11 protein-coding genes are annotated in these 16,006 nt (G+C 37.2%); all 11 read right to left on the bottom strand.

Annotated elements, in window-relative coordinates; translation table 11 throughout:
* Positions 1 to 19: 19 nt before the first annotated feature.
* The gene (locus BLS98_RS05275; protein WP_089734226.1) at positions 20 to 1,435 is read right to left on the bottom strand and encodes a TolC family protein; all 1,416 of its coding nucleotides are present in this window, start codon (positions 1,433 to 1,435) and stop codon (positions 20 to 22) included.
* 85 nt (positions 1,436 to 1,520) lie between these two features.
* On the bottom strand, positions 1,521 to 4,667 hold the full coding sequence (locus BLS98_RS05270) for an efflux RND transporter permease subunit (protein WP_089734224.1): 3,147 nt from the start codon (positions 4,665 to 4,667) through the stop codon (positions 1,521 to 1,523).
* Positions 4,667 to 5,854 (bottom strand): efflux RND transporter periplasmic adaptor subunit, encoded by a 1,188-nt coding sequence (locus tag BLS98_RS05265; protein WP_089734222.1) that lies wholly within the window; start codon positions 5,852 to 5,854, stop codon positions 4,667 to 4,669. The genes BLS98_RS05270 and BLS98_RS05265 overlap by 1 nt, the downstream gene beginning before the upstream one ends.
* A 1-nt stretch (position 5,855) precedes the next feature.
* The gene (locus BLS98_RS05260; protein ID WP_089734220.1) at positions 5,856 to 6,311 is read right to left on the bottom strand and encodes a P-loop NTPase family protein; all 456 of its coding nucleotides are present in this window, start codon (positions 6,309 to 6,311) and stop codon (positions 5,856 to 5,858) included.
* Between the two features lie 116 nt (positions 6,312 to 6,427).
* Positions 6,428 to 6,940: a GNAT family N-acetyltransferase gene (locus tag BLS98_RS05255; RefSeq protein ID WP_089734218.1), complete on the bottom strand. Its 513-nt coding sequence runs from the start codon at positions 6,938 to 6,940 to the stop codon at positions 6,428 to 6,430.
* Positions 6,941 to 7,153: 213 nt separating this feature from the next.
* Positions 7,154 to 7,381 (bottom strand): DUF2007 domain-containing protein, encoded by a 228-nt coding sequence (locus tag BLS98_RS05250; RefSeq protein ID WP_089734216.1) that lies wholly within the window; start codon positions 7,379 to 7,381, stop codon positions 7,154 to 7,156.
* A gap of 61 nt (positions 7,382 to 7,442) precedes the next feature.
* The gene (lat, locus tag BLS98_RS05245) at positions 7,443 to 8,768 is read right to left on the bottom strand and encodes an L-lysine 6-transaminase (protein WP_089734214.1); all 1,326 of its coding nucleotides are present in this window, start codon (positions 8,766 to 8,768) and stop codon (positions 7,443 to 7,445) included.
* 114 nt (positions 8,769 to 8,882) lie between these two features.
* The gene (gene amaB / locus BLS98_RS05240) at positions 8,883 to 10,433 is read right to left on the bottom strand and encodes an L-piperidine-6-carboxylate dehydrogenase (protein ID WP_089734211.1); all 1,551 of its coding nucleotides are present in this window, start codon (positions 10,431 to 10,433) and stop codon (positions 8,883 to 8,885) included.
* A gap of 464 nt (positions 10,434 to 10,897) precedes the next feature.
* Entirely contained in the window at positions 10,898 to 11,086 is a 189-nt protein-coding gene (locus BLS98_RS05230; RefSeq protein ID WP_068943158.1) for a type II toxin-antitoxin system antitoxin, read from the bottom strand.
* A gap of 84 nt (positions 11,087 to 11,170) precedes the next feature.
* The gene (locus BLS98_RS05225) at positions 11,171 to 12,037 is read right to left on the bottom strand and encodes an SPFH domain-containing protein (protein ID WP_089734209.1); all 867 of its coding nucleotides are present in this window, start codon (positions 12,035 to 12,037) and stop codon (positions 11,171 to 11,173) included.
* A gap of 521 nt (positions 12,038 to 12,558) precedes the next feature.
* Complete coding sequence (ccsA, locus tag BLS98_RS05220; RefSeq protein ID WP_089734207.1) at positions 12,559 to 15,855, bottom strand: cytochrome c biogenesis protein CcsA; 3,297 nt, start codon at positions 15,853 to 15,855, stop codon at positions 12,559 to 12,561.
* Positions 15,856 to 16,006 lie beyond the last annotated feature (151 nt).

The raw sequence follows: 16,006 nt of genomic DNA, 5'->3' as shown, positions 1-16,006 counted from the left end.
ATTTATAACAGAGAACTGCTTATTTCCAGCCTCCGCCTAAAGCCTGATACAGCTCAACGGCAGCTTTCATTTTGTTATATCTCGCATTAGAAATATTAAGTTCCGCATTCAATGAATTAACACTGGCGTTCAGAACTTCAAGATAATTGGCCATTCCATAGTTTACCAATTCCTGAGAATATTCTACAGAGTTTTTGTAGGCATTCAGTTCTTTTTCCTTTAACCCAATAAATGAATCTTGTACTGAGAACACTCTGATCGCATCAGAAACTTCTTTTCCTGCAGTAAGCACTGTTTTTCTGAAGTTCAGATAAGCGGTTTCCTGATTGGCAAGACTTACATCATAGTTGGTCTTGATGGTTCTTTTGTTCAAAATAGGCTGAGCTAATCCTGCCACCACATTCGCAAACAATGAGTTTACATTGAACAGGTGATCAATATCTACAGACTGAAGCCCTCCGGTTCCTGTAAGCTTTAATGTTGGATAAAACTGAGCTTTTGCAGCATTAGTCAACTCAAATGCATTCATTAAGTTGTATTCTGCTCTCATTACATCCGGACGGTTAGCCAGTAACTGCGCAGGATATCCCAATTTCAAGTCGATGGGAAGATTCTGTCCTTCCAGAGTAGATCTTTCAATCGTATGAGAAGGTTCACCCATTAAAAGACTCATGGTATTTTCCAGCAATTGAATCTGTGTATCAATATCAATCAATAACGATTTTGCATTGAAAACAAGAGCTTCACTCTGTTGTACAGCAACCTCTGTAAGGGTTCCTGAAGTCTTTAAAGCTTTTGTAGTTTCCAGATTCTTCTCACGGATTGCAATCGTTTCTGTGATGATCTTTTTCTGGGAATCAAAAGTCAGCAACTGATAATACGCAGAGGCAATAGAAGCAACAAGTCCACTTTTTACAGCCTTATGAGCTGCAACAGTTCCTAAGTATGTGGCTAATTGTGCTTTTTCCTGAGCTTTCATTTTTCCCCAGATATCAGCTTCCCAACCAAGGCTGGCCGTAATATCAAACTGATTGACATATCGTCTTTCTCCAATAATCTGACCGAACTGTGTATTGATAGACTGTGTCTGGAAAGTATAATTGGGGCCTACAGAAAGGGTTGGCGCATAGGCAGCTTTGCTTTGCTTCAGATAAGCTTCTGCAGAATTAATGCTCTGTAAAGCAATTCTGATGTCCAGGTTATTATCTAATGCCTTTGAAATATGTCCCTGAAGTACTGGATCTGTAAAGATTTCCTTCCAAGAGATATTGGCAACACTGGCGCTGTCTGAAGGAAGCATATCTGTACGGAAAAGCTTTTCATCAACAACGTTCTTCGGCCTTTCGTATTCCTTTCTGGCCATACAGGACGTGATGGCTCCCAGCATAATAGCTGAGAAAGTTATTCCTTTTATGATGTTTATTAAACTCTTCATTGTTTAAAATTAGAAGTTAGAAATCAGAGGTTAGAAACTGAACATTAAATTTCTAAGTTCAGTTTCCAGCTTCTCTAATTAATTTTTACTCTGCTAAATTGATGTCTTCTTTTTTAATAGGTTTGATCTTTTCCTGTATGGTTTCAAAAATAACATACAATACCGGAATTACAAATAATCCTAAGATAGTACCTATCAACAACCCTATCGCTGCACCAGTTGCAATAGATCTGTTACCAACAGCACCAATTCCGCTTGCTAGCACCAACGGTAATAAACCGAAGATAAAGGCGAATGATGTCATTAGAATAGGTCTCACTCTGGCTTTAGCTGCATTAATTGCAGACATTACAATCGTTTCACCATGATGCCTTCTCTGAACTGCAAATTCCACGATAAGGATCGCATTTTTCGCCAATAGCCCTACCAGCATGATCAAAGCAATCTGGAAATAAATATTATTTTCCAAGCCCATCACCTTCTGTCCCAGGTAAGCTCCCATTACCCCTAAAGGAAGAGAGATTACAACAACCAGCGGAAGAATATAACTTTCATACTGTGCAGAAAGAATAAAGTATACAAAAATTAAACTCAATGCAAAGATCAAAAGTGTTTGAGATCCTGAATTTAATTCTTCTCTTGTTAACCCGGTAAATTCTACCGCATAGTTTTGATTCAGTGTTTCACTAGCTACCTGCTGTACAGCGGTAATAGCATCCCCGGAACTGTATCCTTCAGAGTTTGCTCCCGTTACTTTCACAGAGGTAAACAAGTTATAACGGCTTACAGATTGAGGTCCATATGCTTTTGTTAATGTTACAAATTGTGAAATCGGAGACATTACCCCTGAACCTGTTCTTACATAAAGTTCGTTTAGGTTTTCAATATTCTTTCTGTTCTCAGGAAGAGCCTGAACCATTACTCTGAACTGCTTACCATACTTGGTAAAGTCGGCAGTATAAACCCCACCGATATATCCCTGCATGGTAGCCAAAATATCATTTACAGAAACCCCAAGCTGTTTGCTCAAAGGAACATTAATTTCCATCTGATACTGAGGATATCTGGTATTGAATGACGTTTGTGCAAATTGAATTTCTGGTCTCTGCATCAGCTTACCGATGAATTCATTGGTTTTATTATCCAAATCTGCATAGTCTCCACCTGATTTGTCCAGCAATACCATTTCAAAACCTGCACTACTCCCAAAACCTGGTACACTTGGAGGCTGGAAGAATACTACTTTAGCATCAGGAACAGCTCCTACAATTCCAAATAGTTTCTTCGTAATATCTTCAGAGGTTTGCCCCCCTGCTTTTCTTTCTTCAAATGGTTTTAATTTGATGAAGGCAAGACCATTATTACTACCGTTTCCGGATAAGAAACCTCTACCTGTGGAAATGGTAACATTTTGTACTCCCGGAACTTTCATAGCTTTAGCCTGAAGGGTTTTCAAGGCATTGTAGGTTCTTTCCATGGAAGCACCCGGAGGAAGCTGAACATCTGTAAAGATAATCCCTCTATCTTCTGTAGGTACAAATCCTTTCTTCATACTGCTGCTTGCCCAGAATAAAATACCTCCGGTAACCGCAAAAATAATCAGCGTTACCCATTTATGTCTTAAAAGGAATACAAATCCTCTTCCGTAACGTTCAGTAGTTGTTTTAAAAGCAATATTGAACTTATAGAAAAACTTCTGTAACAGGTTTAAGTTCTGATACTCTGCATGATGCTCTGCGTGAGGTTTTAAGAATAATGAACATAAAACCGGACTCAACGTTAATGCATTAATCGCAGAAATGATGATGGCAATGATCAGTGTAATACCGAACTGTTGATAGAATACCCCTGTAGGACCTGTAATGAAGGTTACCGGAATAAATACAGCTGCCATTACCAAAGTAATAGAAATAATTGCCCCCGTAATCTCATCCATTGCTTCTACCGTTGCTTTTTTCGCATCTGAAATACCGTGCTCCATCTTTGCATGGACGGCCTCGACGACCACAATGGCGTCATCCACCACAATACCAATGGCCAGTACCAATGCAAATAAGGTTAAGAGGTTCAATGAATACCCGAAAAGATTCAGGAAAAAGAACGCTCCTACAATAGATACCGGAACCGCAATGGCTGGAATCAAAGTAGATCTGAAATCCTGAAGGAAAATATATACTACAATAAATACCAGAATAAAGGCTTCAATCAGGGTATGTACTACCTTTTCAATAGAAGCCTCAAGGAATTCGTTGGTATCAAAGTTAAAAGTATATTTGATTCCCTGCGGGAAAGTTCCCTCTGCAGATTTAAGATAAGTTTTGATATTTTTAATAATCTCCTGTGCGTTGGATCCCGGAGTCTGGAAGATCCCCATACTGATGGAAGGGTTGTTTCCGTTTTCTCCTACACCTGTGTAAGACTGACCTGCCAGTTCTACTTTGGCAACATCTTTCAGCATCAGGTTTTGTCCGTTTGCAAGAGCTTTAATGATGATATTATCGTACTGTTCTTTATCGTTAAATTTACCTACATATTTGATAATGTATTCAAAAGAACTTCCACTGTTTTGTCCGATAGAACCTGCTGCAGCTTCTCTACTCTGCTCATTAATAGCATTGGTAACATCTGTAGGTGTTACTCCATACGCAGCCATTTTTGCAGGATCCAGCCAGATTCTCATCGAGTAGTTTTTACCTCCGAAAACGTTGGCATCTCCTACACCATTCACCCTTTTTAGGTTGGGAATAATATTAATATTCAAAAAGTTCTGAAGATATACGTCATCAAGATCTTTATTTTCAGAGTAGAAAGACATATACATCAGGGCACTCGTCTGCTGCTTCTGGGTTACAACCCCTGAACGTGTTACTTCAGACGGCAGAAGTGGTGTTGCTCTGGCTACACGGTTCTGTACGTTTACTGCCGCAATATCCGGGTCTATTCCTTGTTTGAAGAAAACCTGGATCTGAGCGGAACCGTCGTTCCCGGCACTGGAAGTAATATAATCCATTCCTTCCACCCCGTTGATCTGTTCTTCCAAAGGTACTACCACACTTTTCATCACCGTTTCAGCATTGGCTCCCGTATAGTTTGCGGAAACACTCACTGTAGGCGGTGCAATATCCGGATACTGTGTAACCGGTAACGAGATCAGCCCTAGCACACCGAGAATCACAATCAAGATTGAGATTACGGTAGATAAAACCGGTCTGTTAATAAAGTTTTTTATCATTAGAATTTCGGTTTTATAGATTGAACAAGACTATCCATTTTGATTGGTTTTGGCTTCACTGCTGTTCCCGGCTTCAGGCCTCCGATTCCGGCTGCAATAACTTTTTCCCCTTTATTAACTCCTGATTTGATAAGAGCTAAATTGTCAATTCTGTCAATAACATTTACAACAACATTTCTGGCAGTATCTCCTTTTTCTACTTTGTATACGTAAACAATACCTTGTTGTTCGTAAGTAGCACTTTCCGGAACTACCAATACGTTGTCATACTGCTGAGGGAATCTGATGGTTCCACTGTTACCATTGCTTAATAATTTTTGAGCATTGGAGAATGCAACTCTGAACTGAATGGTTCCGGTTGTTGGATCAATCTGACCTGTGATCGCTTCAATTCTTCCTTTTTCAGGATAAAGGCTTCCGTTGGCTAACTGAAGCTCTACCATCGGTAAGTTTTTGATTTTTTCAGGCATAGAAGCTCCTGGAGATTTTTCAAGGAAATCAAAATACTCCTTTTCATTCATTGCAAAATAGGCAAAGATCTCGGAAGTATCAGAAATCGTTGTTAGTGGTGTTTGATCAGATGGTCCTACCAAACTACCTACTTTTAACGGAAGTCTTCCAATTACCCCTGAAATAGGAGCACGAATGATGGAATACTCGATATTGGCTTCTACTCCTTTATAATTGGCTTCAGCTTGTCTTTTTGCTGCATGAGCCTGTGCTAACTGTGCCTGTGCCTGTGCCAATTGAGCCTGAGCTGATTGTAGCTGTACATTACTGATAATATTTTTCTGAACCAATGGTTTTAGTTTATTCACTTCTACCTGTGCAGCATTTACAGAAGCCTGTGCAGCAGCAATATTGGATTCAGCAGCACCTATTCCAGCTTTGGAAGCGGCAGCATTTTCGGTAAGAATGTTCGTTTCAAGACGGAACAAAGGTTGACCTTTGGTAACGTATTGACCTTCATCTACCAGTAACTGGGTAATATATCCCTGTATTTTAGCACGTACATCATTGTTTACCCTACCTTGAATGGTAGCCGGAAACGTCTGATAACCTACTATGTTTTTTGACTCCACAGAAACAACAGGGTACGGCTTGGCACCATCTTGTTTCGGAGCTTCTTTTTTGCAGGCTGTGAGAGAAAGCGCTGCAATCGAAAGTATAACTAGCTTATTATTCATTTTATAGTTTATTAAGAGATTCCTGAATATTTTCTATGTTTTTATTTAAGAGTGCTTTGTAAACTTCTATTCTTTCATTGTATCCATCATCTTTACTTTTTTTAAAATTGTTTAAATCATCTAATAGTTTTAATTCGTCCCGCATTTTCTGGACAATTTTCTCAAATCGAATTTTCTTGTATTCATCATTGATGAAAAAATACCGTTTCCGCTCATCCATCTTATTATGATCTACGATAAGCTGTGCATTTAGTAATAACGAAATACTGGTAGAAACGGAGCTTTTGCTCGCGGAGAGCACTTCAACAAACTCGTCAAAAGTAATTCCTACTTTCTCATAATCAAAAAGAAGGTAGGAATAGATTTTTGAGGCTAATGGGGGTAGGTTGAAAATGGTGCCATAAAATCTTACGGCATCCTGGAAAATTTTTTCATCAACTTCTATACTTTGGTGCATAATATAAAAATTTGAACAAATGTAAAAATTAGTTCAGAACCAAACGAACAAAGCTGATAGAGATTATAAATAAAGGGCGTTTTAAAAATTCAATGAAACTTGATTTAACTTTTTGCTTAAATTATAATCTTCTCAAAAGCTTTCCTTAATCCGTCTGCCAAAACAACTTCTCCACAATAGGAATATCCTTTACTTTCAAGAATTTTCAGCATTGCAATATTATCATAGTTTGTATCTACCTTAACACTCTGAATTCCATTAGCTCTGGTAAAATCTTCGATATGATCGAAAAGTTTTTTAGTCATTCCCTGTCCTGCAAACTTTTCGTCAATAGCCACGCGATGTACTACTACAAATTCTCCGTTGCTTAACCATGCGCCTTCAATTTTACTGTATGCAGGTTCATCGTTAAGAATCAAAGCTGCATACACTGCAATATCCCCGTCTACTGTAAGCACATATCCAAAACCTTTAGCAATATCGCTCTCTACTGTATCAAGATTAGGATAACCGTTCTGCCATTGTGTACTTCCATCTTGTCTTCTTCTTTCAATGGATTGCTGGATGATTGCCCAAATAATGTCTCTGTCTTCAATTTCCGATTTTCTTAGTTTGATTTCTGGATTCATGTTGTTGATTTTGATTAAAAAATAAAAAGATTCAGAGAGTAATAACCAGACTCATTACTTTCATAAAAAACAATTACAAGCCAACCTATTACCCTCTTTCAATCCTTCCATCTTTCAATAATTTTATAATTGATTTAATTAAAAAACCGAAAACTAATTATAAATTAATTTTCGGTTCGAAGTAGTAAAATTTAAAATTATGAAATTGTTTTATTAATTTTCATTTTGTTGAAGATAAGCATCAATAATATCAAATGCTTTCTTCTCATCCTGTAGATCCACCATTACCTTTAGCGATGTTGCTGTAGGCGTTGTAGTGAATGTAAGATAGTTATTTTCAACAGTATTTGTAATTTGCGCGTCATCCAATTTAGACTTAACCAACTGAATTTCTGAAGGGTTATCACTTTCATAAACTGATACTCTCGTACTTCTTTCCATATTCTAATTGTTTGAGTATCTAAATGTACAATGTTTTTTCGAAAATTACAAATCTTTGGTTTTAAATTTTATTAATATTATTTTCAATTTTATCTAATGCCAATTGAATTTCTTCCTTGGTAACATTAAGATGTGGTCTGAAACGTAAAGAGTGATCTCCACATGGAAGAATGATTAATCCATCATTGAATAATTCGGTCATCATTTTGTTTCTGTCAGCTCCGGATGGAAGATCAATAGCACACATTAGTCCTCTCCCTCTTGCATTGGAAATTTTTGCAGGATACTTCTCTGCTAATGCTTTTAAGCTTTCCAATAAGAAATCACCAACTACTCTTGCATTTTCTACAAGGTTTTCTTTTTCGATAACTTCCATTACCAATTGGAAACGAAGCATATCGATAAAGTTTCCACCAAATGTAGAGTTGATTCTTGAGCTTTCTCTGAAAACGTTGTTCGGAACTTCGTCAAATTTTTCTTTGTTGGCTAATACTCCACAAACCTGAGCTTTTTTCCCGAAAGAAATGATATCCGGCTTAGCTGTAAAGTGTTGGAATGCCCACATTTTACCTGTAATGGCAATACCTGTCTGAACTTCGTCAAAAATGAGTAAGATTTCATTGTCATCACAGATTTTTCTTAAACCTAGTAAAAATTCATCTCTGAAGTGGTTGTCACCACCTTCTGCCTGAATAGGTTCAATGATGATACAAGCTACTTTATCAGGATTCATGAGAATAGCTTCTTCAATCTGCACTAAAGCCAGTTGCTCGTTCTTGATTGTTTCTGCTAAATTCTCCTCTGTAATCGGGAATGATAATTTTGGGTTTAAGATTCTTGGCCACTTAAACATTGGGAAATATTGGTACTTCCTAGGATCTGAAGTATTTGTTAAGCTTAGAGTATAACCACTCCTACCGTGGAAAGCCTGTTTGAAGTGAATACAGATTCCAGCTTCAGTATCAAGACCTTTTTCAAAGTTTTTGCGTGTTTTCCAATCGAAGCAAGCTTTCATAGCATTTTCAACGCCTAAGCTTCCACCTTCAATGAAGAAAGCATATTGTAATTCCTGAGGAATAACTACCCTTTCAAACACTTCTAAAAAGTGAGCATATTCTTCTGAGTAAACGTCTGCCAATGTTGGTTTGTTAACAGCCATTCTTCCCAACCATTCTGATCTTTCTAAAAGATACGGGTGGTTGTACCCGATGGAAGCTGATGCAAACATAGAGAACATATCCAGGTATTCTCTGTCTGTAAGTTTATCATAAAGCCATGATCCGTGAGATTTTTCAATATCCATCACGAAATCGAAGCCGTCTGCCAACACATGTTTCCCAACTGTTTCCTTAACTTTATTTGCTTGTATATCTAATGTGTGTTCCATAATAAATTGTTGTGTGATTTAATAAGTGAATGATTAAACAATCAAAAGGCTGAGCATTTAATCATTCAGGTTATTAAGTTTTTTATAGTTTTTTAGTTGCTTTAAGTAAAGCTTTTATAAATCAAATTTAATTCCTTGTGCTAAAGGAAGTTGTGCGGTGTAATTTATAGTATTGGTTTGTCTTCTCATATAATACTTCCAAGCATCAGATCCTGATTCTCTACCACCTCCGGTTTCTTTTTCTCCTCCGAAAGCTCCTCCGATTTCTGCACCGGAAGTACCAATATTTACGTTGGCAATACCACAATCTGAACCTGCATGAGAAAGGAATAATTCTGCTTCTCTAAGGTTTTGAGTCATAATCGCAGAAGAAAGTCCCTGTGGAACATCATTCTGAATAGCGATTGCTTCTTCTAATGTTTTGTATTTGATTAAGTATAAAATTGGAGCAAATGTTTCATGCTGAACAATCTCATAAGAGTTTTTCACTTCAGCAACGCAAGGCTTCACATAGCATCCGGATTCGTAATCTTTTCCAGATAAAACGCCACCTTCAACAACGAATTTTCCACCTTCTTTTTTACATTTCTTGATAGATTCCTGATATTGGTTTACCGCATCAACGTCAATAAGTGGTCCTACATGGTTGGTTTCGTCCAATGGATTTCCGATTTTCAATTGGCCATAAGCTTTTACCAATCTTGTTTTTACTTCATCATATACGTCTTCATGGATAATAAGTCTTCTTGTAGAAGTACATCTTTGTCCTGCAGTTCCTACCGCTCCGAAAACAGCTCCAATGATAGACATATTAAGATCTGCTTCTTTGGTAATGATAATTGCATTGTTACCTCCTAATTCAAGGATTGACTTCCCGAATCTTTCTGCTACTTTAGAAGAAACCATTCTTCCTACTCTTGTAGACCCTGTGAAAGATACTAGAGCGACTCTTTTGTCATCAACTAATTTCTGCCCGATTTCGTGGTCTGCTACCAATACACTTGAAATTCCTTCCGAAAGATTATTCTCCTTCAAAACTTCATTCATAATATTCTGGCATGCTATCGCACAAAGCGGAGTTTTTTCTGATGGCTTCCAGATGGTAACGTTACCACAGATCCAAGCTAATGCTGTGTTCCAAGACCATACAGCTACCGGGAAGTTGAATGCAGTGATGATTCCCACTACCCCAAGCGGATGGTATTGTTCGTACATTCTGTGACCAGGTCTTTCTGAGTGCATGGTATATCCCTGAAGCTGTCTTGAAAGTCCTACTGCGAAATCACAGATATCAATCATTTCCTGTACTTCTCCAAGTCCTTCCTGCAAAGATTTACCCATTTCATAGGAAACCAGTTTTCCAAGATCATCTTTATATTCTCTTAACTTTAAACCAAGCTGTCTTACCATCTCTCCTCTTTTAGGAGCCGGGATCAGCCTGAATTCCTGAAATGCTTTTTGAGCCGTTTCAATTACTTTGTCATAATCACTTTCTCCGGAAGTTTTTACTTTTGCAATTAATTTCCCATCTGCAGGAGATACGCTTTCTATCGTCTTTCCTGAAGCGAAATATTTCCCGCCCACTGAAGTACCTTTATTCTCTTCTTTAATACCAAGGTTTTTGAGTGTTTTTTCGATTCCGAAATCCTTTACTTTTTTTGACATAAAATCTTACTTTTCGTTCTCTCTAAAGATAAAAATATTATGCGAACCTCAAAACTTTAATTTTTTAATATGCTTTTTATTTGGACTAATTATAAACATGCTTATCTTTGTAGGGTAATCTTTTTGACAATCACCGATGGAAAATTCACAAGAAAATAACTCAAAGTTTAAAAAGTGGTTCAAGCGTGTGGGATGGGCAGGGTTTGCTTTCTTTACCATTAAAGGCTTGATTTGGCTCGTCATATTCTACTTTGGAGCAGACACTCTTCAGAGTTGTATAAAATAAAAAGCAGAGAAAATATTTCTCTGCTTTCTTTTTAACATTAAGGTTAATTACATGTTTTTTTGATAAATAAAACTCCAAAAAACACAAAAATTTTCATTTTCGAGGTTCAATATCTCCCATTGTACTCCCTAAAACTAGCCTTTTACAGGCTTCTTTTTTCTCCACTTTTGCCGGCCAACTACTCTTTTTTCTTTCTCCCCGAATTGACAAGGCTTTGATGCAGGAGATATTCAATTTGGCCATTCACACTTCTGAATTCATCATTGGCCCATTTTTCCAGGAGTTTATAGGTGGACTCATCTATCCTTAAGACAAAGGATTTTTTGCCTTTGTTTTCCGAAGTGTTCTGAGCTTTTTCCGATTTCATTATTCTTGTTTTTTATGCAAGATGCATTGGGTTATATCCAGGGCTTATAAACTCGATAAACCAGGAAGTATTCAATTTTTATGACTAGTTATACAGGGTTCCTGCATTTAATATTGGGGTTGCTGCTTTTTCACCACAAAGAACCACCATTAAATTGCTTACCATTGCTGCTTTTCTTTCATCATCAAGCTCAACGATATTTTCTTCTGAAAGCTTTTTAAGGGCAAGGTCTACCATTCCCACCGCTCCTTCTACGATTTTTGTTCTCGCTGCTACAATCGCAGTAGCCTGCTGTCTCTGAAGCATAGCTCCGGCAATTTCAGAAGCATACGCTAAATGTGAAATTCTTGCCTCCTGAATTACAATTCCTGCTTTTGAAAGGCGATCTGTAAGTTCCTGCTCCAAAATAGAATTAATCTTATCTCCGCCCTCTCTCAATGTAATCGGAGCATGATCATCTTCCAGATTATCATAAGGAAAACTCATGGCCAAATGACGTACCGCTGCTTCACTCTGCATCCTAACAAAGTCTGAATAACGCTCTACATCAAAAGCCGCTTTATAGGTATCTCCTACTTTCCATACCATTACTACTGCAATTTCAATAGGATTCCCCATCTTATCATTTACTTTCAAAGTTTGTCCCTGTAAGTTTTCTGAACGCAATGACATTTTCTGAGATGAGTATAAAGGATTGATAAAGAATAATCCGTTATCTTTTACCGTTCCTACGTACTTTCCGAAGAAGTTTAATACTCTTGAATGATTAGGCTGAATAATCATTAACCCTTTTAAGAAAAAGCAAGCAAGCAAAAAGCACAACATTGAAATAACAACATATGTAATACTTTGATCTACCCCACTAATAAAAAAGTATGCCGCAGCAACAAAGAGCACCAGGCAGATCACTAATGTAATATAACCCGACATGGGTTTTAATGTTTTTTCCATGATTGAATTTTTAATTTGATATTATTTTGATATCATAAAGTTAACAGTAAATTTTGAATTGTGATTGATAAATTTTGTTTTTTTGATGAGAGCAGAATTCAGAATTCATAGAACAAGGTCTGTGATTGTAATTTTTTACAGTAATTATGAACCGAGATCAAAAGATATAAACGCAATGTTCGCTAAGAATTTATGAGTTATAATGGAAAAAATTGCAGAGGCATTTCACTCAGCTAAGAATCCCATCCCTTGCTGAACGAAGTGCCATTGTGAACGGAAAATAAAAAAACTAGTATAATCAGCCTTGCGAGCATAGCGTTACAATTAATTCAACATACAGAGTAACCGGTTCAATCTTGATGATAATTGTCGATAGCAATAGAAATAAAAGCTTCACGCTGTAGAAAGGTTGTTTGATCGAACAAAGTCCTATTAATCAAATTTATAAATCCACAGATGACTTATACACAAAAAAAATCCCGGAAATGAATTCCGGGATTTTGAGTGATATGTTTAAAAGATTATTTCTTTGTTAAAGCTTTAAACTTGAAATAAGATACAGCTGATAAGGTAATCATTGTAGCAATTCCGATATATACCCAAGCTGGTACTGGTACCGGATCACCTGCTGCATAAGAGTGAAGTCCGCTCAGGTAGTAATTTACCCCAAAGTAAGTCATTACCATTGAACAGAAAGCAAACATTGTTGCAACGTGGAATGCCCATCTGCTTCTTAATCCAGGAACTAATCTCATGTGTAATACGAAAGCGTAAACCATAATGGAAATGAAAGCCCATGTTTCTTTCGGGTCCCAGCTCCAGTATCTACCCCAAGATTCATTGGCCCAGATACCTCCCAGGAAGTTCCCTACCGTTAAGGCAAAAAGACCTACCGTTAATGACATTTCAGAAACAATTACCAGTTCTTTCAATGTTGTATCGTGGTGAATTTTATAAGTGTCTTTGTTTGAGATAATATAGAATACTAAAGATAGTACAGCAATAATCATAGACAGGGCAAAGAAACCATAACTTGATGTAATAATCGCTACGTGAACGATTAGCCAATAAGACTTCAATACAGGAACAAGCGGTGTAATCTGTGGATCAAGTGCAGAACCTCCGTGTGCAAATCCCATCATGATAACTGCCACCATAAATCCTGATGCAGGAATCAAAGCATTTGAATTTCTATACAATGCAAAACCTGCCGAAATACCTACCCATGAGATGAAGATAATCGCTTCGTATCCATTACTCCAAGGTGCGTGTCCAGAAATATACCATCTTGCTACAAGACCCAGGAAGTGGCATATATATCCTATAGACCCAATACCGATGATTACTTTAATCGCTTTGTTTAAACTTTTATTAGGTTTGAATAGCTCAACAAAACCTAAAATTAAAAGAAGTCCTCCAATAATCGTATAGAAAATCAATAATTTGAAGTTGATATTCACATTGTTCATGAATACTTCAAGATCTACTTTAGATTGGTCTGGAATTACTGCTTTCCCCCATTTTTTCTGATAGTCTGAAAGTTTTACCAATTCAGCATCAGCTTGGCTCCAGTCTCCTGATTTTTGTGCTCCAATAACTGTTGAAAAATAAGGACCCATTACTTGCTGGGACTCCATATCCGGTTCAAATTTCTGATCCAACCATGAATGCCAAGTGTGATTAGCATCATTTTTCACAGGAACGATTCTTAAGAACTGACCACTGAAAAACTCATTGAAAATCTGAACTCTTTCGTTTAGTTTAATAACCTGTTTGTCATATTCAGACTGGTCTGCTGGTTTTTTGGCAAAAGCTGCATTATAGTCTCTTTCCAGAACATAAGATAACATTCCTGTTCTCTTATCTACCGGGAATAAATTCAGTAAAGAAGTATAGCCTTCTTCATTAGCTTTAGTTTTTTCCAGAAGTGCCTTTCCTCCTTTTTCATCAACTTTGATTAGAGGAACTGATGTCCAGCTTTCCGTATCTGTATTGATAGAAAGGAACCATTGGTTAGCATCCAAGGATTTCCCATCTGTTCCTTTGAAGCTGTCATGCTTGTAAAGTTTTCTTAAAACCTCTAAAGCCTGAGTGTTCATTGGAATAATTCGCCCTTCGAAGTTCTGAACCAAAAGGTAACCGAATTTCTCAGCGTGTTCTTTACTAATTTTGTTTCTTGAAATAATTTCATCAGCTGAAATAGTTCTCATTTTCCCCATTGGAGAAGCTAATGAATTCTGTCTTATTTCGCCATCTTGAGCTGTTGCTTTAGCTTCAGGAGCTGGTGTTGCGTGGGTATGCCCATCTCCTTCTACATGTACATGTTCTCTGCTTCCGTCAGTAGTTCCATGTGTTTCAATTTTTTGAGCGTTTAACCCTAAACTTAAGAATAATAAAAGTACTGCCGCAGCTTTCTTTTTATTAATTTCTTTCAGTTTATTAGCATCTTTCAGCATTTTATTTAATTTCCAGAAGTGTGTTCCTTTCCAGAAGAAGATCACAAACATTCCTAAGAATAAAAGACCATATCCGATATATGAAATTAAAGTTCCCCAATAATCGTGGTTTACAGATAATACCGTACCCATTCTGTCCGGATCAAAGCTTGACTGGAAGAAACGGTATCCTTTATAGTTTAGAACGTGATTCATATAGATTTTATAAGGGTTTTCTTTTCCTTCATCAACGATTTTCACGTGACTTTCATAAGCACTTGGAGAGTTACTTCCAGGATACGTTTCCATCACAAAATCATCTAATTTCAATGCGAAAGGGGTGTTGTAAACCTTAGGTCCGAATCCAACCATGATGTTCAATCCATCCATCGTAACCTGCTTATAGGCATTTGGATTTCCTCTTTCAACAGAAAGATCAACCAATTGCTTTGTTTTTGGACCTTGAAGTTCAATCTGAAGCATATCCGGCACATTAGCATCTTTCTTTCTATCCCCTTCAATAGCCATCAGTTTTCCTTTTTTAAGACCTTCAGGAACTACTAATTTTAACTCATTGATGGTGTATAAACTTCTCAATGCTAAAGGTTGGAATTGATCTTTTACAGTACTTCCGGTAGCCTGAGTTGCCATGGTCATGAAACTTGCATCTACTGGAGTTTTAATGAATAGTTTTCCGCCTTCATTTTTGAATTCTACTGCCCCTTCAATCGCTCTGTTAAAGGTTACCAAAGTTCCGTTGATTGATTTGGTGTCTCCAGCTTTGATGTAGATGTTTTGTCTTCCTGTTGTTCCTGTTGAAACCAGGTGAAGATACTCAGTTCCATTAGGTTCAGCCAATAAGCTGTCTTTTTTTCTTTGAATATATTCTTTTGCAAAGATCTTTACTTCTTTTCCATGGAAGTCGTAAGTTGCACTAAGATCTTTGTGTAGTGGAGACATCAAATAAGGAATATCCTGGTAGTTAAGGACATCTCCTTTTTCCTCGATCTGGATTTTAAGGAAGTTTTTATCCGTTACAATTTCGTTGGATGTTTCCCCTTCTCTGATGTGCATCTGCCCCTCAAAACTGATGTATCTTGTGATGGCACCACCAATAAAGATGAAGATAAAGGCAAGGTGAAAAACTAAAACCGGCCATTTCTCTTTTTTCCACAGTCTGTATCTTCCGATATTTCCTATGAAGTTAATAATAAGCAGCACCATAATGAGTTCAAACCATTTGGCCTCATAAATTAATGCTTTTGCTGTAGGAGTTCCGTAGTCGTTTTCTAAGAACGTTGCATAGGCCATTGCGAATGCATAAACCAGTAACAATACAGCCATTGTCCTGGTTGAGATAATAATATCCTGGAGCTTCTTCATGTTTATATGTACTTGACATGCAAAAATAAGGATGATAAACCATAAAGAGCTGAAAAAAAGCTGTTTTTTGTCATTTTGATCCCGGTTTTCGTTATTTTGAATCGTTCTTAATAAGATTGGAGTTATTATGAAAAAATCAATTTTTAATCCC

The organism is Chryseobacterium jejuense (genome assembly GCF_900100075.1).
GTDB lineage: Bacteria > Bacteroidota > Bacteroidia > Flavobacteriales > Weeksellaceae > Chryseobacterium > Chryseobacterium jejuense.
This window is presented reverse-complemented; position numbering and strand designations above follow the sequence as displayed.